Consider the following 18,184-nt stretch of genomic DNA (forward strand, 5'->3'; position numbering starts at 1 on the left):
ATTTACTTAACTTTTCAAATACACTAGAGATAACTCCCATTTTAAAGGATTGTCACTTGACTGGACTAACAGGCGCTAATAAAAGCTTAGTGGTATTTGCTGCTTTGGTAATCGGACTAGCAGGTATTAAAGCTGCAAGTGTTATTGTGATCCCATTTGTTTTAGCTGTTTTTATTGCAATTATTTGTAATCCATTATTGTGTTTCTTTGCTCGTTATAAGATCCCTAAAGGGATTGCTATCATGCTTATAATGCTGATGGTAGTCGGTATTGGAATGAGCCTAGCTGGTTTAGTAGGACAGTCTCTAACTGATTTTTCAAAGGATTTACCAGAGTATAAATCGAAGTTGCAAACGGAGTTTGTTTGGTTGGTAGACTTGGCCGGTCGATACAATATATTGATTAATAAAGAGCAATTAATCTCAATGTTTGATCCAGGCAAGATGATTGATGTTGCTACTAACATGCTAGCCGGCCTTGGTGGTGTTATGGCTAATTTGTTCTTAATTATTCTAACGGTTGTATTTATGCTGTTTGAAGCGCCATTGCTCGGTCAAAAAATACATTCTGCGTTAGATGACCCTGATATGAAAATTAAGCAGATAGACCGTTTCCTTAATTCAATTAACTCTTATTTAGCAATCAAAACACTCGTGAGTTTGGGAACAGGTGTTCTCGCATCTGTATTACTTTGGGTTCTGAATGTTGATTACTTTGTGCTCTGGGGAGTAATGGCATTTATGTTTAATTATATTCCAAATATTGGCTCAATCATCGCTGCTTTGCCAGCGGTGTTACTCGCTCTAATTACCCAAGGCCCACTTGTTGCGGCTTTGGTTGGTGCTGGGTATCTAACGATAAATACAGTGATGGGTAACATTGTTGAGCCTAGATACATGGGTAAGGGCTTAGGCTTATCGACATTGGTTGTATTCTTGTCGTTAATATTTTGGGGATGGTTACTAGGTACTGTCGGTATGTTGCTGTCAGTTCCACTGACAATGATCGTTAAAATTGCTCTTGAGACGAGTGAAGAAGGTCGTTGGTTAGCTACTTTATTAGGTAATGGCGAAAAGCTAGAAGAGCAAAGTTAACTCCTATACCCAAACTATCTCACTATGAGAGCGTTGTTTGGGTATATATTTTAGCAAAATTTTTGACAGCCATGTTTTTAATAACATGGCTTTTTTTATTTTAAAGGCTGTTTTAGAACGTCAATATATTGATCAAGTATACGGATTTCACACAGTTTATAGACAATGGCAGCATTGGTTGCATTGGGCATTTTATGAAGGTAGCGCCAGCGGCAGCTGTCTTCTAAAAAGCGGTTTTGGCTTTTTACGCTCCGATTAAAAATGGGTAATAATTGCGTGTTTCCTGTGTCTTCTTGTACTTTACTTAAGTCTAACCTTAATTTGTTTAACCATATTTGTTGGTTGCGTTGTAATAGCGCAATTTCTTTATCTAAGCATTGTATATACTTTTTAGAGTCACTCGGTGTAGGTCTTTCAACGAGTGTGCATTCATTTGCTATTGCAGATGTACTTAAAAGAATACTTAGCGAAGTTACATAAATGTTCAAGCGTTTATTTTTTGCCATTGTAGTTAAACTCTAATGTGAATTTTGCGCCACCAAGTAGCTCTGAGTCAGAAATAGTAAGTAAACCATGATACGATTTTACAAGGTCTGAAACGATAGCCATACCCACACCATGACCACTTTCATATGTATCTAAACGCGTACCTCTAGTGAGTAACGATTCTCTTTTATTTTCTGGTACGCCTGGGCCGTCATCGCTAATAATTATACTTAACGATTTGCTTTGTATCACTTGAATATCAACTTGGGAGCGACAGGCTTTACAGGCATTATCAATTAAATTACCCAATAATTCGAGTAAGTCAGTTTTATCACCTAAAAAGTAATCCTTGTCTGATACCGCACTATTAAAAATAATGTCTTTTTCACGGTATACTTTGCTCATCGCACTTAAGATTGAATCGAGAACAGGCTTAATGGCAGTTTGTTTTTTCCACGTGTCTGATGCCCCAGTTGCAGCGCGTTTTAACTGGTGCTCGATCATCACATTTATACGATCCAGCTGCTCTTGGGCATCTGCATCATTGGCCAAAGGGCTAGATTTTAAAACAGCTAACGGTGTTTTGAGCGCGTGTGCTAAATCGCTTAAAGAGGCGCGGTAGCGTTCTTTTTGGCGTTGCTGCGATTCAAGTAGTAAGTTCAAATCGGATTTTATAGTCTGCAATTCAACAGGGTAGAGGCCTTTAATTTGTTGAATATCACCAGATTCTACGGCTTTAATTTCTTTGTCTAAACGTTGTAATGGGCGTGCGCTCCAAACAAAACCAATAGCCATTAACCCTGCAATTGCCACCCCCATGACATACATCCAATTAACCAAGGTTTGCTTAAAGCCATCCATTAAGCGCAGCAGTGCGTCATTTCGCTTCAACAGAATAAAGCGAGCATGTTCAGATTGATCGATGTTATTTAAGATAACAGTTAAACTTAATTGCCAATAAATGGTGTTTTTGTATTCAACGCGTCTAAAGTCAGCGGCGCCAGCTTTGGTTTCAATATAGTGGGGGACAATATTTACATTAACAGCTGATTCAGAATGCCATACAGGTTGGTCATCACGATAAATCATTGCGTATGTGTCGGAGTTTAGCCTGTTAAGCTCAGGTGCCAAAATGGTACTTGGCATAACAATACCGCGCTCGGTAAAGTCGACTTCAGAAATAAGAGAGTAAAGGTGCGCTTCAAGTGTTTTTTCTGTTGCCTCGACCAATGAAGCATAATAGGCCTTGCCGATTGAGAAAAACAAAATTGGTAACGCAACTAATAAAACAAAGACAAGGATAAATCCTTGCCTTACCTTTAATGGGATTTGTGATGCTACCACTGACTTTTAAGCCTATAGCCACGCCCTCGTAGCGTTTCTACAGGATTAAGGGTGCCATCTGGGTCAAGTTTTTTACGAAGTCTTAATACAAACACTTCGATAACATTTGAATCTAAATCAAAATCTTGATCATAAATATGCTCAGTTAATTCAGATTTAGAGATTACCTTTTGTGGGTTAACCATCAAATATTCAAGAACTTTATATTCGTATGCTGTAAGGCTTAGCTCTTTATCATCAACCCACACTTGTTGAGAACGTGTGTGAATTTTGATTGGGCCAGCAGTCATCTCTGGATTGGCTTTACCTGCGCTTCGGCGGATCAGCGCATTACAGCGAGCTATTAATTCTTCAACATGAAAAGGTTTGGTAAGGTAATCATCAGCACCAGCGTCCAAACCTTCTACCTTATCTTGCCAGCGGTCACGCGCGGTTAAGATTAAAATAGGGATGGTCACACCTTGGGCTCGCGCTTTGTTGATGAGCTCAATACCATCGATTTTAGGTAATCCTAAATCAACAACAGCCATATCAAGAGGGTACTCTGTAATATGAAACAAACCAGCTTCACCATCATGGCAAAGATCAACACTATAACGTTCTTTTTCTAAGGCATTACGTAAGTTGTCTGCTAAGTGTAAATCATCTTCTATTACTAAAATTCTCATCAATTTAATCCTTTTTCACTTCGCCAGTTTTTTTATTAACGTGTATATCGACAACATGGCCATTATTTTTAAGTATTCTTACGGTGTAAATGTCATTCTGGTCAGTGATTTTTAGGGTCTTGCCATCTTCAAGGCTTTTTGCAATATCAACAGCTTGTTTTTTAGTAATCGCCTCTTTTTTTATGGCCTCTTGTGCATAACTGTAGTTTGAATGAACAAAACACAGCAATGAAAGAGAAACTATACTGAAAGCCAAAAATACAGTGCGCATCACGGGAACTCCTAAACCAGACCCTATTAGTTTAATGAACCAAGTAACTAAAACTCAAGTAAAACTATAAAATAGTGTAATTATTTAAGCTCATAGTAGTTAATAATCAGTGAACCAACACTGAACTTATCGTCCATAGCTGAGGCCTGGTGACCTTTACGGATTAAAATTTGATCAAACTAGGGGCAATTAAATCGTGCCGCGGAATTTATAACCTAGTGGGCTAAGTAACAGCCCAGTAGAGCTTTCGCGTATAGCTAATGCATCTTGCATAAATACTAAACAAGCTGCTGCAATTTAACCTTGTGAAATCAACAAGCCCTAGAATGCTTTATTTGGGAAACACTTTTTTGAAAGGTTTCACTACAGAGTTATCATATACGCCGCCAGTCACATATGGATCAGTTGCAGCCCATTCACGAGCTGCTTCAAGAGAGCTAAATTCAGCTACAACCAGAGAGCCTGTAAAGCCCGCATCTGCAGGATCATCACTATCAATTGCAGGTAAAGGGCCTGCACTGAACAATCTACCTTGTTCATCTAGCGCTTCTAATCGTGCTAAATGAGCTGGCCTTGCCGCTTTTCTCATTTCTAAACTATTTTCAACGTCTGTTGAGTAAATCATGTACAACATGTTGTGTACTCTATATTTTTTGTAGATGGATTTTTTTATATTAGCACAGAGAATTTAATGGGCGAAGGATTTAGGTTTACAGTAATAGATTACTTTTGATCTTAATCTGCTTGAAAAGCCCAGTACAACACTGGTAGAGTCGATGGGATAGCACACAATAATAATAAGGTTTTTTAATGAGCGATAATCGCGAGCATTTTAGCTCTCGCCTCGGTTTTATATTAGCGGCTGCAGGCTCTGCAGTGGGTATTGGTAATTTAGTTGGTTTTCCTGTCTCAGCAACAAAAAATGGGGGAGGTGCGTTTTTACTTATTTATGCACTGTTTGTCATTTTTATTTGTTTGCCAGTGATGATGGCTGAAATGGCAATGGGCCGAAAAGCGCAAAAGGATCCTCTTCATGCGTATAAGTTACTTTCAAATAATGATAAGAAATGGACCTTTGCGGGTTTCTTAGCCGTCCTAACGCCTTTTATGATTGCCGTTTTTTATATGGTGATTACAGTATGGATATTTGGCTACTTGAGTCAGGTCGCCGTGGGTAATTTAGATAAATTAGCAGATCCGACGAGTTTTGGTGTTTTTATAAATAGCAGCAGTGTATTTGGTTACATGGCCGTGGTTGCAATCATCGTTAACTTAATACTGGTTGGTGGTGTAAAGGAAGGCATAGAGAAAGCAGCGAAGTTTCTAATGCCGGCACTTTTTGTACTGTTAACAGCGCTGGTTATATACGTATTAACACTAGATAATGCAATGGCGGGTGTTAAATATTATATTATTCCAGACTTTTCTAAGATGGACGCCAGTGTTTTAAATGGTGCATTAGCGCAAGCGTTTTTCTCATTATCACTTGGTATGGGTATATTGATGACATACGCATCCTATATCTCTAAAAAAGATGACATCGTTGGCAGTGCGAAAATGGTCGCAATTACGGACTCCCTTGTTGCCTTTATTGCTGGTTTAATGGTTTTGCCTGCAATCTTTAGTTTTAATCCTAATACAGATCCAACGAAGTTGTCAGATTCTTCAGTATCGATGATTTTTGAGTTCTTACCTAAAATATTGTTAGCGCTTCAGTCTGATATTGGCTATGTAGGTGCGTCAATTGTTGCGTTTATCTTCTTTTTATTAGTGTTTTTCGCTGCAATCACTTCTTTAGTGTCAATCGTTGAAGTACCGACTGCTACATTATGTGAGAAAAAGGGCATCAGCCGAAAAGTAGCGCTGCTAATTTTATCTGGCACGGTGGGTGTTTTAACGGTGTTATGCACTATGTCTTTTGGCATGGTTGATTGGCTGACTTCATTTGTGACCTATGGAGAAAGCTCAAAGAGTATGTTTGATGTTGTATATGATGTGTTTTACGACACTATTTTACCGCTAAACGGTTTAATGGTTTGTCTGTTTGTTATGTATCGCTGGAAAAAAGCAGGGTTGAGTGAGGAGTTAAGTCAAGGTTGTCCGACCTATGAGGGGAGCTTTACACAGAAATACGTTAACTTTTCGCTTTCTACATTTATCCCAGTGATTTTAGTGCTTATATTTGTCAACACGGTTGCCACGAAGTTTTTCGCAATCAGTATTTTTGGCTTTTAATAGCTAAAAATCACAAGGTTTAAAACGCGCTTTAATGAAGTCACTACACTTCATTAAAGCGCGTTTTATAATGCCCCTGCATCTAAATATTGACCTACCCCAAGAGTAAACATCCATAACCCCCATAGGCTATGCTCTATCACGCAAACAAATGTTGAGCGGCTCTGTGCGTAGGTATAAGAAAATAAAAGCCCCCCTAAAAAAGCGAGCAGCACTGCAACCCAATTAGCATAAACAACATGCGCAAGTGCAAATACAAATGCACTGGTGAAAATACGAACTGTTTTATGGGGCATGATTCGTTTGTAGCGGTGAAAAAAGTAGGTTCGAAAAATCAATTCTTGCGGTAACACAGATAACAAAGGATAAAGGACAAGTAATAATAACCAATCATTTAATGATGTTCTGGGCATAACAAACCAATTACCTTGATTCATTATCGAATAGAATACCCCAGAAAATAATGCGCCGATAAAAAAAAAGCTAAATAAGCGCCGTTTAACTGCACTGAACTGACCTAAGCTCGTGAGCCTAAAGCGTTTAAATTGAGGGTCGCCGAGTAATAACATACAGCACACACTCATTAAAATAATCAGTGCGGGTATAAGCCAGTTTGCTAAGTAAGCTCTAAGTGTAAACCCCAATAAAGGTAATACGATAAAGATTAGGGTAAATTCAAACCATCGGTATTGAGTGGCGTTCAAGGTCATCTCGGTTCTGGGTTTGCAAATAAGGCTAACAAGCTAAAACGACATTTTTATTACATCATTGGTGCTTTTTATCATTTAGTGTTGGCTTGTCATCTTCGTCAGGTAAGTATTTATACACCATGATGATGCTGGCCAAAATACTCAAAAATGTCATTCCCATGAGGCCAAATACTTTAAAACTGACCCAAAAATCCAACGAGCAGTAATAGGCAATATAGAGGTTGAGTACTGCAATACATGCTGTGACAAACGCCCAAAATAGATTAAGTACATCCCACCGAGTATTAGGAATGCTCAATGGTTGTTTACTGGCATAGGCTGTTTGTAATACTGGGCCTAGCGACTTCTTAACGATGTTTTTACCTAAAATATATCGGCTAAATACCAAGGCGACCGATATAGCAGCATAGATCACGGTGGCTTTTAGCTTAACAAATTGTTCATCGTGAAAGAGTAAGGTGAGTGTGCCAAGTACGATGGCAAGGGTGAACACAAGCCATTGGCGTGTTGGTATTTTACGGTATACATAATAACAAAGAATAATTTGAATGAATGTTGCGGCCATTAAAACGCCGGTAGCCCAGTAAATATCGACTAATTTGAAAACAATAAAAAATAATATAAGGGGAATGTATTCGCTTACTACACGCATAATATACTTTGATTTCTGGAAAAAGGGATGTTTTACCAATATATGTGAGGATATACAAGGTTGACTTACTCCCCGACAACCCTTAGCCTGCCTGCTTTTGATTTTTATACCATTTGAACCGCGTTATTAAATCGCGGGGCTTTAGGAACATTTATGAATAAAGCAGACTTAATTACAGCGATGTCTACGCACAGTAAGCTGAGCAAAAAAGATTCAAAAGCAGCGCTCGCAAGTTTACTAACCGCTATCACAAAATCACTATCAGAAGGGGATCAAGTACAAGTGAATGGGTTTGGTACATTTGCGTTAAGTTATTACCCTGCACGCTCTGGGCGCAATCCGCAAACAGGGGCAGCAATTGAAATTGAAGGTGCTAACAAACCCATATTTAAGGCTGCTAAAGCGTTAAAAGACGCGTTGTAATGTAGATTCTTCTCACCCTGTTACGCAATTACAGGGTGTTATTCCCTTCTTTTAAATATATTCAATATTTTCAATGCATTAAATTTGGCATGGTGTCTGCTTTTTTATTTGGAAAGGTTTTTGAAATAAGGAGATATTATGTCTACATTACAAACGGGTACTCAATTAAATGGTAAAAAAATTGCTATTCTAGCTGCAGATGGTTTTGAGCAAAGTGAGCTATTTTCGCCGCGTGATGCATTATTGGATGCAGGTGCAACAGTTGAAGTTGTATCAATTAAAGAAGGTGAAATAACTGGCTGGGATGAAGATGTTTGGGGCGACAAAATTTCCGTTGATAAGCTTGCTAGCGATGTAAGCAGTGATGATTATGATGCGTTACTACTACCAGGCGGATTATTTAACCCGGATAGCCTTCGTCAAGATAAAGATGCAAAAGCATTTATTGATGGCTTTTTTGGCGCTAAAACAAATAAGCCAGTTGCTGCGATATGCCACGCACCTTGGTTGTTAGCAGAGATAAACAAGCTGCGCGATCGCACTGTTACCTCGTTTGCGAGTATTAAAACCGATTTAATGAATGCAGGTGCAAATTGGGTTGATAAAGAAGTGAGCGTTGATAGAGGTTTAGTGACAAGCCGGACCCCTGCAGACTTAGCAGCGTTCAACCAAAAATTTATTGAAGAAATTATAGAGGGTAAGCACGCAGCTCACTAAAGCTTAATTAGGGGCGCTGTTATGCGCCCCCAATAACTGTATTAAAGCTGGGTGGCAGCTTTCATGCTAGCGACAAACTCTTTTAAACCATTGAGCATTGCTTGTGGCTCATCTAGATTTGTTTCAATTATTTTTACAACCGCTGAGCCTGATATAGCGCCAGCAGCTCCAGCTGCTAGTGCTGATTTAACATCATCTGGTGTTGAAATGCCAAACCCAAGCAGTGCCGGCGCACTGTGGTATTCTTTGAGTTTGGTTACAATGGGTGATGCAGGCATTTGTGCTTTTGTCTCTGTGCCAGTTACACCAGCACGAGAAAGCAGGTATGTGTAGCCTCTACCGTAAGATGCGCACTGGCGTAAAGTGTCATCAGATGCATTGGGCGTGGCAATAAAAATTGGGTCGATACCATTATTCACTGCGGCTTGGCGGAACATTTTAGATTCATGTAGAGGCACATCTGCAACTAAAATAGAATCAACCCCTGCGGCTTTGGCATCTTCATAGAATGCTTCTAATCCACGCTTAAATACCAAGTTAGAATATAATAATAATCCAATTGGAATATCTTGGTTGTACTCACGCACTTGTTTAATAATATCAAAACAGTCTTGTGTATTAATATTTACATCCAAAGCGCGGATGTTTGCCGCTTGTATAACTGGGCCATCTGCAATGGGGTCTGAAAATGGAATGCCGAGCTCTAGGGCATCTGCCCCACCATCAATTAAACTTTTGATAATATCAACGCTTAATGATTTGTTAGGATCGCCAATAGTGACAAAAGGGACAAACGCGCCTTGATTTTGTTCTTTTAAGGCCGCAAATGTTTGCCCATAACGGTCTGTTTTTTGATTAATTTGGCTCATGAATTATCTCCTTTAGACAGTACATCCATAACGTGTGATAAGTCTTTATCACCTCGGCCACTTAAATTAACAACTAAGACAGTGTCTTCTGTTTGTTGTTCTGCGTACTTTAACGCGTAGGCAATTGCATGGCTTGATTCTAGGGCTGGAATAATCCCTTCATTTTTAGCTAATGATTGAAATGCTTCGAGCGCTTCTTCATCAGTAATGCCAACATATTGAGCACGGCCTGTTTCATGTAAAAAGGCATGCTGAGGACCTACAGCTGGGTAATCTAAGCCCGCTGAAACAGAATATGACTCTTCAATTTGACCATCATCATTTTGCATTATGTACGTATAAGTACCATGCAAAATACCTTTGGTTCCTTTACAAATTGTTGCACCATGCTCATGGGTATCCAACCCTTTGCCTGCGGGTTCTACACCAATCAGTTTTACATCAGGTTCACCGATAAAGTCTGTGAACATGCCAATCGCATTTGAACCGCCACCCACACAGGCAAGCACAGCATCTGGTAAGCGACCTTCAGCTTTTAAAACTTGCTGTTTAGCTTCTTCGCCAATCATTTTTTGAAATTCACGTACAATTGTAGGGAAGGGGTGAGGACCTGCAGCCGTTCCTAATAAGTAATGCGCTTCCTTATAATTCGCAGACCAATCTCGCAGGGCTTCATTAACGGCATCTTTTAACGTACCAGAACCTGCAGTAACAGGGATCACTTCAGCACCCATTAACTTCATTCTAAATACATTGGGTTGTTGGCGCTCTACATCTTTTGCACCCATGTAAATGCGACATTTTAAGCCAAGTAATGCACAGGCTAATGCAGTTGCAACACCATGCTGGCCTGCGCCTGTTTCTGCGATAACCTCTTTTTTGCCCATTCGCTTTGTTAATAACGCTTGACCCAGTACTTGATTGGTTTTATGTGCGCCGCCATGTAATAAATCTTCGCGCTTTAAGTACAATTTTACTTTTGGGTTTTTAATTAAATTACGGGTCAATGTTAATGGTGTAGGGCGGCCTGCATACTCATTAAGTAACTTTTCAAACTCAGCTTTGAATGCCGCATCAGTTTGTGATTTATTAAATTCATTTTCTAACTGCTTAAGTGCAGGAACAAGGAGTTCAGGCACAAACATGCCGCCAAACTCGCCGAAATAAGCTGGATTATTCATATTTACCTCAATATTTGCGGATGCTGTTGAATGCATCATTTAATTTTTGTTGGCACTTCTTGCCTGCGCTTAACTCAACCCCAGAATTTAAATCTAAGCCATGAGCACCTTGGTAAAGCGCGTTTTGAATATTGTCTGCGTTGAGCCCACCGGCTAGCATAAAGGGTTGCGTTGCTTCTTTTAAAACAGACCAATCAAATGTTTTACCCGTTCCACCCACTTGTTTGTCACTGTGTGTATCATATAAGTGACGGTCAACGCCAATAACGTGAGCTGGAAGGTTATCTTTGATAGCTTGCGCTTTCCATATTTGGCAATTAGACGGTAATTTTGAACGAAGCTCGTCTATATAGGCTTCATTTTCATCGCCGTGTAATTGCACTGCGGCTAATTTCAATGTGTTAGCATGTTCAACGACTTCATTGATTGTTGAATTTACAAATACCCCAACGTAAGCAAGTGGGGCGCTTTGCGTAATTTGCAATGCACAATCTAAATCTACGAAGCGTGGCGATTTCGTTGCAAAGATAAGCCCGCCATATACGGCGCCGCTGTTGTAAGCATTTATGGCGTCTTGACTACGTGTTAAACCACATACTTTATTTTCGCCTAAAATAACCCGACGACACGCACGCTCTAGATCATGCTCAGCCATTAAAGAACTGCCAATTAAAAAGCCGCTACACAATGGTGCTAAGCGTTTTACATCTTGATGGGTGTAGATGCCTGACTCTGAAATGACTACTTTATCATCAGGAATAAGTTTACGCAGTCGTTCAGTTGTTGCTAAGTCAGTACTTAAATCTCGTAAATCACGGTTATTTATGCCGATAATTTGTGCATCGAGCGCTAATGCCCGTGCTACTTCTTCTTCATTACTAACCTCAGTTAACACCGCCATTTTTAGGCTTTGAGCAACCTTAGCAAGTGATTTATATTGGTTGTCGTCAAGAACTGAAAGCATCAATAAAATAGCATCACCGCCATATATGCGTGCCATGTAGATCTGATATTCATCAATGAAGAAGTCTTTGCATATTAGCGGCTGCTCAACTTGGCTTCGTACAAACTCTAAATAATCAAAGCTGCCTTGAAAATATTTTTCGTCAGTAAGCACGCTTATACAAGTTGCGTGTTTCTTATATACACTTGTTATTTCTGCTAAGTCAAAAGGCTCACGAATTAGCCCTTTCGAAGGTGATGCTTTTTTGCACTCTAAAATAAATTGAATTCCAGGCGCTGCTAATGCGCTATAAAAATCACGATTAGTTGGTATAGCTTGTGATTTAAAACTGTCGAGCGGTCGTTTGGCTTTACGCTCAGCGAGCTCTATTTTTTTATCTGCAACAATTTTATCTAATACATTAGCCATTGGTTACCTCTGCATTTTCGGCTTTATTACTATGTTCAACAATGGCGTTTAACGTGTTCAAGGCCTGTCCTGATTTTAAAACATCACTGACATACTGTGCGCCAGCTTTTAGGCTTTCTACTTTCTCTGTCATGTATAGCAATGCCGCAACATTCACAATTATTGCTGCATTGTGTGCGTCTGAGCCTGTGCCCGACAATATAGCAAGGCTAGCTTTTGCATTATATTCTGGGCCTTCACCAGTAAGTTGTTCAAGTGAGTAATTTGCAAGACCAAAATCTTCTGCTGTTAACGTGTATTGCGTGAGCTCTCCATGGTTTAACTCAACAACAGTGGTTGTCCCATGTAATGCAATTTCATCCGTGCCAGCACCATGAACAACCATCGCCCGTTGTGTTCCTAATGTTTTCAGTGTTTTTGCCATTGGCAGGCATAAACTTTCATCATAAACACCCAGTAACTGCACTTGCGGAGCAGCAGGGTTTGCTAATGGTCCTAAGATATTAAAAATAGTTCGCGTTTTTAATGTAGTACGAACGCCCATCGCATGGCGCACACCACTGTGATAATGCGGGGCAAATAAAAATGTAAAGCCTGTTTGCTCAAGGCAGGCAACGGCTTGTGCTGGCCTCATATCAATATTAATGCCAAGTGCTTTGAGTAAATCCGCAGAGCCTGAATTACTCGATACGCTGCGGTTGCCATGTTTCACCATGTTTATACCACAGGCTGCGGCGACAATTGCGGCAGTGGTACTGATATTAATGGTATTTGAGCCATCTCCACCGGTACCACAGCTATCTGCAAGCTGAGTTAATTGTGTTTTAAATTGCACCGCATTGGCACGCATTGATGCAGCAGCACCGGCTATCTCGTCGCTGACTTCGCCTTTGATTTTTAATGCAACTAGTAAAGCAGATAACTCAATCTCATTGACTTCGCCTTGCATGATTGCATTGAACAACTGTTTGCTTTGGCTAAAACTTAATGATGTTTGCGCGAGTAACTCATCAATAAGAGCACGGGTGTTATGTGTTGTTGGCTGTTGTTTTACTGACATAAAATCCTCTACTGCTTTGTGTTAGCTAAAAACTGCATACTTTGTTGCAGTAGTGCTGCGCCATTAGGCGTTAAAATAGACTCAGGGTGAAATTGATACCCAAGCGCACTATCTTCCTTGTGATAAATGGCCATCGGAATTGAACCGAAATTTGCTATCACGTCTAATGTGTCAGGTACGACGGTAGCCATGAGTGAGTGATAACGTGCTACGGGCATACGTTCACCCATTCCATCAAACACTGGGTGCTGCGCTAATTCAATAACTGAAGATTTACCATGAACGGTTTCACCAGCATGTCCAATGACACCACCATAACTCTGAGTTAACGCTTGTTGCCCCAGACAAATACCTAACATCGGAAATTTACCTTTACACAGATCAATTAAGGCCATTAAACAGCCCGCATCAGATGGCGTCCCAGGGCCCGGCGACAAAACCAAAATAACGGGTTTGGTTTCATTACACATTTTGTTAAAAATGAGCGTAGCCTCTATGTTGTTACGATATACCACTAAATCGCTGCCTAACATAGAAAGTTCATCGACTAAGTTATAACTAAATGAATCAAAGTTATCTACAAAGTAAATTTTTACGCTTGAAAGGCTTATGTTACGTTCGCTCATTTTTATTATCCTTGGTAGGTCGATTGAATGGCTGTAATAACAGCTTGAGCCTTAGCGCGTGTTTCATTTGCCTCAGATTGCGGATCTGAATCGTGAACTACACCTGCGCCTGCTTGCACGTACGCAATACTATTTTTTACAAAGGCTGAACGAATGACAATGCAGCTATCCATAGCACCGTCACCAGTTAAATAACCGACAGCACCGCCATAACTGCCTCTGCGCTTGCCTTCCGTTTTGCGAACGAGTTCAGCTGCACTGACTTTAGGCGCCCCCACTAATGTGCCCATATTCATGCAGGCTTGATAGGCATGCAGTGCATCAAGTTCAGGTTTTAATGTGCCTACAACACGAGAGACCAAGTGCATTACTTGTGAGTAGCGATCAACTTTCAAAAGCTCTTTAGCATGACGCGTACCGGGAACACTTATACGTGCTACGTCATTACGGGCCAAATCGACCAACATTAAATGCTCAGCTCGCTCTTTTTGGTCGTTCCGTAGTTCGAGTTCGATTCGGCTGTCGAGATCAGGGTTAATTTGCCCATTTGCAAATTTACCACGAGGTCGCGTGCCTGCAATTGGGTAAACTTCTACTTGCTGACTGATAGGGCAAAACTTCAGTGCCGATTCAGGAGAAGCACCAAATAAGGCAAACTCACTGTCTCGCATATAAAACATATAAGGGCTTGGGTTTTGCTGTTTTAGCTGGCTATAAGCATGAAGTGGCTGAGCACAAGGTAATGAAAAGGTACGCGAAGGCACGACTTGAAAGATGTCGCCATCAACAATATGTTTCTTTAAGTTGATTACTTGCTGACAATACTCCTCGTCACTGATGTCTACACTCAGTTCACTGTGACCGGCTGTTTTTTCGGCAGTAAAATTACTTGCTTGGTCACATACTTTATTTAGACGCTCCAGTTTTTTACCTACCTCAAAGCAGTTCGCATGCACATCGGGGCCATTAAAAACATTACCTATAAGCTCGGTTGTTTTAGCTTGATGGTCAATGACAACTAACGTTTCCGCCAAATAAAAAACATAATCGGGGCAACTATTCTCGCCGTCGGGTACAGCAGTGAGCTGTTCAAAATTTGCGACCATGTCATACGCAAACACGCCCCCTAAGAATAGCGAAAACGGGTTTTTTGTGGTGCTCTTGATATTGTTAATGCAGTTTCTCAATGCACTAAATGCGTTATCAGCGACTAATTTACTGCCCTCATCAATATCTTTAGCAGTGCCTTCATATTCAATGGTTAATGTGTGTTCATTTAGAGTTGTTGCGCAATTTTGTAATGTGTCTTTCAGATAAGGTAATAGCTGCATCCCATTATTTGATTGCGCAGTAACAGTCACGATTTTACCTGTACATGTTACTTTCAGCGCACAATCAACCAAGATTAAACTTTTAACACTATCTTTAGAGTCAATCTCAGCTGACTCTAATAATAATGAATTATCTTTGTCTAGCAGTGCATACAATGCTAGCGGACTATGAATGTATTCTCTGACTTCGGTGATACTTGTGACCTCACCCGGTGCTGTTGTTATATGACTAAAAATCAAACCTCATTCCCTCAAAAAAATAAACCCCGCAAGCTATGCTGTGCGGGGTTAAATAACGACATCTATATTTTAGATAAACCATTACTGTCCCGCTAAGCCAGGCGCCACCACCAATGATGTGTAAGAGTTAAATCGTTATTCATGTTTGTTACCCTAAAATTTATGTATAAAAAAACCCGCTATAAGCGGGTTTAGAATGTGTTAGACACGACAATTCGTCACCCGATAATTTACGAGTGCCACCACCAGATTGAGTTTTGGATTGAATTGATCATTTTTGTTTCTTATTAAGTGTGTCTTTAGTGGCTACAGTAAAGCGTACCTGTAGTATTTATGTCAAGTGTTTATTTAAAACAATTTATTAAAAAAATTTGTTATACTTCATAACAATTAAGCAATTATAACTTTAGTAGTCCTCTCTTTTGATAAAATACGATTTACATAGTCATACAACACATTCGGACGGACAATTGAGTGTTGAGCAACTGCTCCTTCGTGCAGTAGATAAAAACATTGATGTTTTTGCCATTACTGATCATGACACGGTGGCTGCAATTGAACCTGCACAAACGTTTATTGAAAGCGAAAAATTACCTTTGAGTTTAATTACGGGTGTTGAAATTTCAACGAAGTGGGAAAGTTTTGAAATACATATTGTTGCGTTGAACGTCGATGTGAAAAATGAGGCTTTAAATTCGTTACTTTTGCTGCAGCAAAACAAGCGAGCAGAACGTGCAAAAGAGATTGGCAGGCGTCTTGAAAAAAACGGCTTCGATGGTATTTACGAGCAGGCAAAAGAGCTTGCACAAGATGCACAAATTACCCGTGCCCATTATGCCAGAGCATTAATAGAGCGCGGTGTTGCTAAAACAATTCCGGGTGTATTTAAAAAGTATTTAGGCCGCGCAAAAACGGGTTACGTACCAAGTACATGGTGCGATATGCAAACTGCAATTAGTGCAATTCATGCTGCTGGTGGTGTAGCGGTTATCGCGCATCCTGGGCGTTATCAAATGTCTAATAAATGGCTGCGTAAATTATTACTACAATTTAAAGAAGCAGGTGGCGATGCAATGGAAGTTGCGCAACCACAACAGGCGCCAAGCGAGAGACAGTTTTTGGGTGAGTTAAGCCGTGAATATGGTTTATTATGCTCACAGGGTTCAGATTTTCATTTTCCTACCAGTTGGTTAGAATTAGGGAAAAACTTATATTTGCCGAAAGATTGTCAAGGTGTTTGGCAACTTTGGGAAGGCAAACAAGGAGACACACATGAGTGATTTTTTTCATATTCATCCAGATAACCCACAGCCACGATTGATAAAACAAGCGGTTGATATTATTAAAAAAGGTGGCGTTGTTGTCTATCCAACAGATTCTGGTTACGCAATCGGCTGTAATTTAGGAAACAAACAAGCTAAAGAGCGTATTGAACGTATTCGTGGTATTGAAAAACACCATAACTTTACTTTGGTTTGTCGTGACTTATCTGAATTATCAACGTATGCCAGAGTTGATAACCAATTATTCAGGCTAATAAAAAACAACACGCCAGGGCCATACACGTTTATTTTTAAAGGTACAAAAGAAGTGCCTAAACGGTTATTAAACGATAAGAAAAAAACCATCGGGATCCGTGTAATCGAACATCCAATTACCTGTGCATTACTGGCTGAATTAGGTGAGCCTTTGATGTCGTGCTCACTGATTTTACCTGACGAACAATTTACAGAATCTGATCCTGATGAAATTCGTGATCGCATTGGCCCATTGGTTGATTTAATTATTCATGGTGGCTATTTAGCAGAGCAGGCGACAACAGTGATTGATTTATCAGAAGATGATGTTGAAGTGCTACGAGTTGGGTGTGGTGACACAGCACCGTTTGAATAGCACACATTACTGTGACAGATGTAAATAATTCAACTACTGTTGAGCCTCAGCAGCCAGTACAGCAAAAGTTGCCACTGGCTTTTTTGCATGGCAAAGCGGTTATTGATACCCCAGAAGATTTATACATTCCCCCTGATGCGCTTGAAGTAATTTTAGAGACGTTTGAAGGTCCACTGGATTTACTGCTTTATCTGATAAAAAAACACAAACTAGATATTCTAGAATTATCCATTTTTAGCATCACTGAGCAATATGTTCGGTACGTAGAAATGATGAGCGAATTTCAGCTTGAACTGGCGGGAGAATATTTAGTAATGGCGGCGCTTTTAGCGCAGATAAAGTCGCGGTTACTATTACCAAAACACGAAGAGCTGGAAGAAGAAGAAGATCCTCGCGCTGAGCTGATACGTCGTTTGCAAGAATACGAACAATTTAAAAAAGCCGCTGAAAACTTAGATGAAATCCCACGGGTTGGACGAGAAATATTTACCGCCCGTGCTTTAATGGCCGAGCAAGAAGAGCCAAGTCAATTATTACCGGATGTAGAATTAAAAGACCTACTTTTAGCGCTCAGTGATGTGATGGCCAGAGCTAAAACCTTTGAACATCATCAAATTACCGCTGAAGCACTCTCAACCCGAGAGCGAATGAGCTTAATTTTAGCTAAGCTCTCCAAAGCGGGTACGCAATTACCTTTCACTGCCTTGTTTACAGTAGAAGAGGGGCGAAGTGGTGTTGTGGTCAGCTTTATTGCCATGCTCGAACTAATAAAGGAAGGGCTGATCACATGCTTACAAGTTGAGCCCGCCACACAAATATATATAGGCTTGGTGGATAATAATTAGTGATGGTCGCTTATAAAGCAAAGTTTGGGTGTAATAACGACTTAATTAACATTGAGCAACGCAGGCATAGCTTAGGGCATAAAAAGCTTTTCTAATTTTTTAAAATCCATCGCATAAATAGCACTCACTCTGTTAAATCGAACAAGTAGTTCCTCAGCCTAAAAGCG

At 40.1% G+C, this 18,184-nt stretch carries 20 protein-coding genes; 7 read left to right on the forward strand and 13 right to left on the reverse strand.

Features of this window, described 5'->3' with window-relative positions; genetic code table 11:
* Positions 1-56: 56 nt before the first annotated feature.
* A complete protein-coding gene (locus tag C7Y70_RS12535) occupies positions 57-1,094 on the forward strand; it encodes an AI-2E family transporter (protein WP_099295683.1) in 1,038 nt (345 codons plus the stop codon).
* Positions 1,095-1,189: 95 nt separating this feature from the next.
* Here the strand turns inward: C7Y70_RS12535 and C7Y70_RS12540 are convergent, their stop codons facing one another.
* The 5 genes from C7Y70_RS12540 to C7Y70_RS12560 form a co-directional block, all read right to left on the reverse strand.
* On the reverse strand, positions 1,190-1,600 hold the full coding sequence (locus C7Y70_RS12540; RefSeq protein ID WP_135475166.1) for a hypothetical protein: 411 nt from the start codon (positions 1,598-1,600) through the stop codon (positions 1,190-1,192).
* Complete coding sequence (locus tag C7Y70_RS12545) at positions 1,587-2,924, reverse strand: ATP-binding protein (protein ID WP_099295681.1); 1,338 nt, start codon at positions 2,922-2,924, stop codon at positions 1,587-1,589. Before C7Y70_RS12545 ends, C7Y70_RS12540 begins: the two co-directional genes overlap by 14 nt.
* Positions 2,918-3,592: a response regulator transcription factor gene (locus C7Y70_RS12550; RefSeq protein ID WP_087531813.1), complete on the reverse strand. Its 675-nt coding sequence runs from the start codon at positions 3,590-3,592 to the stop codon at positions 2,918-2,920. The genes C7Y70_RS12545 and C7Y70_RS12550 overlap by 7 nt, the downstream gene beginning before the upstream one ends.
* 4 nt (positions 3,593-3,596) lie before the next feature.
* Positions 3,597-3,863 carry a PepSY domain-containing protein gene (locus C7Y70_RS12555; protein ID WP_135475167.1) on the reverse strand — a complete coding sequence of 89 codons (267 nt, stop codon included), beginning with the start codon at positions 3,861-3,863 and terminating at the stop codon, positions 3,597-3,599.
* Between the two features lie 331 nt (positions 3,864-4,194).
* The gene (locus C7Y70_RS12560) at positions 4,195-4,497 is read right to left on the reverse strand and encodes a YciI family protein (RefSeq protein WP_099295679.1); all 303 of its coding nucleotides are present in this window, start codon (positions 4,495-4,497) and stop codon (positions 4,195-4,197) included.
* A 176-nt stretch (positions 4,498-4,673) separates the two neighbouring features.
* Here C7Y70_RS12560 and C7Y70_RS12565 point away from each other — a divergent pair, with 176 nt between their 5' ends.
* Positions 4,674-6,098, forward strand: coding sequence for a sodium-dependent transporter (locus C7Y70_RS12565; protein WP_099295678.1), 1,425 nt, complete (start codon positions 4,674-4,676; stop codon positions 6,096-6,098).
* Between the two features lie 65 nt (positions 6,099-6,163).
* Here the strand turns inward: C7Y70_RS12565 and C7Y70_RS12570 are convergent, their stop codons facing one another.
* Positions 6,164-6,802, reverse strand: coding sequence for a CPBP family intramembrane glutamic endopeptidase (locus C7Y70_RS12570; RefSeq protein ID WP_099295786.1), 639 nt, complete (start codon positions 6,800-6,802; stop codon positions 6,164-6,166).
* A 61-nt stretch (positions 6,803-6,863) separates the two neighbouring features.
* The gene (locus C7Y70_RS12575; protein ID WP_135475168.1) at positions 6,864-7,460 is read right to left on the reverse strand and encodes an inner membrane-spanning protein YciB; all 597 of its coding nucleotides are present in this window, start codon (positions 7,458-7,460) and stop codon (positions 6,864-6,866) included.
* Between the two features lie 153 nt (positions 7,461-7,613).
* Between C7Y70_RS12575 and C7Y70_RS12580 the strand changes: the two genes are divergently transcribed.
* Both C7Y70_RS12580 and C7Y70_RS12585 read left to right on the forward strand, forming a co-directional pair.
* Positions 7,614-7,883, forward strand: a complete 270-nt coding sequence (locus C7Y70_RS12580; RefSeq protein WP_099295676.1) for an HU family DNA-binding protein — start codon at positions 7,614-7,616, stop codon at positions 7,881-7,883.
* 138 nt (positions 7,884-8,021) lie between these two features.
* Entirely contained in the window at positions 8,022-8,600 is a 579-nt protein-coding gene (locus C7Y70_RS12585; RefSeq protein ID WP_099295675.1) for a type 1 glutamine amidotransferase domain-containing protein, read from the forward strand.
* Positions 8,601-8,641: 41 nt separating this feature from the next.
* Here C7Y70_RS12585 and trpA read toward each other — a convergent pair whose 3' ends face one another.
* The 6 genes from trpA to C7Y70_RS12615 are packed head-to-tail and all read right to left on the reverse strand — an operon-like array spanning position 8,642 to position 15,279.
* A complete protein-coding gene (gene trpA / locus C7Y70_RS12590) occupies positions 8,642-9,469 on the reverse strand; it encodes a tryptophan synthase subunit alpha (RefSeq protein WP_099295674.1) in 828 nt (275 codons plus the stop codon).
* Entirely contained in the window at positions 9,466-10,650 is a 1,185-nt protein-coding gene (gene trpB, locus C7Y70_RS12595) for a tryptophan synthase subunit beta (RefSeq protein WP_099295785.1), read from the reverse strand. The genes trpA and trpB overlap by 4 nt, the downstream gene beginning before the upstream one ends.
* Positions 10,651-10,657: 7 nt before the next feature.
* Positions 10,658-12,022, reverse strand: coding sequence for a bifunctional indole-3-glycerol-phosphate synthase TrpC/phosphoribosylanthranilate isomerase TrpF (trpCF, locus tag C7Y70_RS12600; protein ID WP_135475169.1), 1,365 nt, complete (start codon positions 12,020-12,022; stop codon positions 10,658-10,660).
* On the reverse strand, positions 12,015-13,082 hold the full coding sequence (gene trpD / locus C7Y70_RS12605) for an anthranilate phosphoribosyltransferase (protein WP_135475170.1): 1,068 nt from the start codon (positions 13,080-13,082) through the stop codon (positions 12,015-12,017). Before trpD ends, trpCF begins: the two co-directional genes overlap by 8 nt.
* Before the next feature lie 8 nt (positions 13,083-13,090).
* A complete protein-coding gene (locus tag C7Y70_RS12610) occupies positions 13,091-13,708 on the reverse strand; it encodes an aminodeoxychorismate/anthranilate synthase component II (protein ID WP_135475171.1) in 618 nt (205 codons plus the stop codon).
* A 5-nt stretch (positions 13,709-13,713) separates the two neighbouring features.
* Positions 13,714-15,279, reverse strand: coding sequence for an anthranilate synthase component 1 (locus C7Y70_RS12615; RefSeq protein WP_135475172.1), 1,566 nt, complete (start codon positions 15,277-15,279; stop codon positions 13,714-13,716).
* Between the two features lie 422 nt (positions 15,280-15,701).
* Here C7Y70_RS12615 and C7Y70_RS12620 point away from each other — a divergent pair, with 422 nt between their 5' ends.
* Genes C7Y70_RS12620 through C7Y70_RS12630 form a run of 3 tightly spaced genes read left to right on the forward strand, consistent with a single transcriptional unit; the run spans position 15,702 to position 18,017 of the window.
* Positions 15,702-16,559: a PHP domain-containing protein gene (locus C7Y70_RS12620; RefSeq protein ID WP_135475173.1), complete on the forward strand. Its 858-nt coding sequence runs from the start codon at positions 15,702-15,704 to the stop codon at positions 16,557-16,559.
* Positions 16,552-17,172: an L-threonylcarbamoyladenylate synthase gene (locus tag C7Y70_RS12625; RefSeq protein WP_087531825.1), complete on the forward strand. Its 621-nt coding sequence runs from the start codon at positions 16,552-16,554 to the stop codon at positions 17,170-17,172. The genes C7Y70_RS12620 and C7Y70_RS12625 overlap by 8 nt, the downstream gene beginning before the upstream one ends.
* A gap of 11 nt (positions 17,173-17,183) precedes the next feature.
* Entirely contained in the window at positions 17,184-18,017 is an 834-nt protein-coding gene (locus C7Y70_RS12630) for a ScpA family protein (RefSeq protein WP_135475174.1), read from the forward strand.
* Positions 18,018-18,184 lie beyond the last annotated feature (167 nt).

This window comes from Pseudoalteromonas sp. KS88 (assembly GCF_004766475.1).
Taxonomy (GTDB): Bacteria; Pseudomonadota; Gammaproteobacteria; order Enterobacterales; family Alteromonadaceae; genus Pseudoalteromonas.

Excerpts from the sequence above, each read along its gene's own strand:
- C7Y70_RS12555 (WP_135475167.1), bottom strand. The coding sequence starts at position 3,863 with ATGCGCACTGTATTTTTGGCTTTCAGTATAGTTTCTCTTTCATTGCTG.
- C7Y70_RS12550 (WP_087531813.1), bottom strand. The coding sequence starts at position 3,592 with ATGAGAATTTTAGTAATAGAAGATGATTTACACTTAGCAGACAACTTA.
- C7Y70_RS12580 (WP_099295676.1), top strand. The coding sequence starts at position 7,614 with ATGAATAAAGCAGACTTAATTACAGCGATGTCTACGCACAGTAAGCTG.
- trpCF (WP_135475169.1), bottom strand. The coding sequence starts at position 12,022 with ATGGCTAATGTATTAGATAAAATTGTTGCAGATAAAAAAATAGAGCTC.
- trpB (WP_099295785.1), bottom strand. The coding sequence starts at position 10,650 with ATGAATAATCCAGCTTATTTCGGCGAGTTTGGCGGCATGTTTGTGCCT.
- C7Y70_RS12610 (WP_135475171.1), bottom strand. The coding sequence starts at position 13,708 with ATGAGCGAACGTAACATAAGCCTTTCAAGCGTAAAAATTTACTTTGTA.
- C7Y70_RS12565 (WP_099295678.1), top strand. The coding sequence starts at position 4,674 with ATGAGCGATAATCGCGAGCATTTTAGCTCTCGCCTCGGTTTTATATTA.
- C7Y70_RS12625 (WP_087531825.1), top strand. The coding sequence starts at position 16,552 with ATGAGTGATTTTTTTCATATTCATCCAGATAACCCACAGCCACGATTG.
- C7Y70_RS12560 (WP_099295679.1), bottom strand. The coding sequence starts at position 4,497 with ATGTTGTACATGATTTACTCAACAGACGTTGAAAATAGTTTAGAAATG.
- C7Y70_RS12540 (WP_135475166.1), bottom strand. The coding sequence starts at position 1,600 with ATGGCAAAAAATAAACGCTTGAACATTTATGTAACTTCGCTAAGTATT.
- C7Y70_RS12585 (WP_099295675.1), top strand. The coding sequence starts at position 8,022 with ATGTCTACATTACAAACGGGTACTCAATTAAATGGTAAAAAAATTGCT.
- trpA (WP_099295674.1), bottom strand. The coding sequence starts at position 9,469 with ATGAGCCAAATTAATCAAAAAACAGACCGTTATGGGCAAACATTTGCG.
- trpD (WP_135475170.1), bottom strand. The coding sequence starts at position 13,082 with ATGTCAGTAAAACAACAGCCAACAACACATAACACCCGTGCTCTTATT.
- C7Y70_RS12575 (WP_135475168.1), bottom strand. The coding sequence starts at position 7,460 with ATGCGTGTAGTAAGCGAATACATTCCCCTTATATTATTTTTTATTGTT.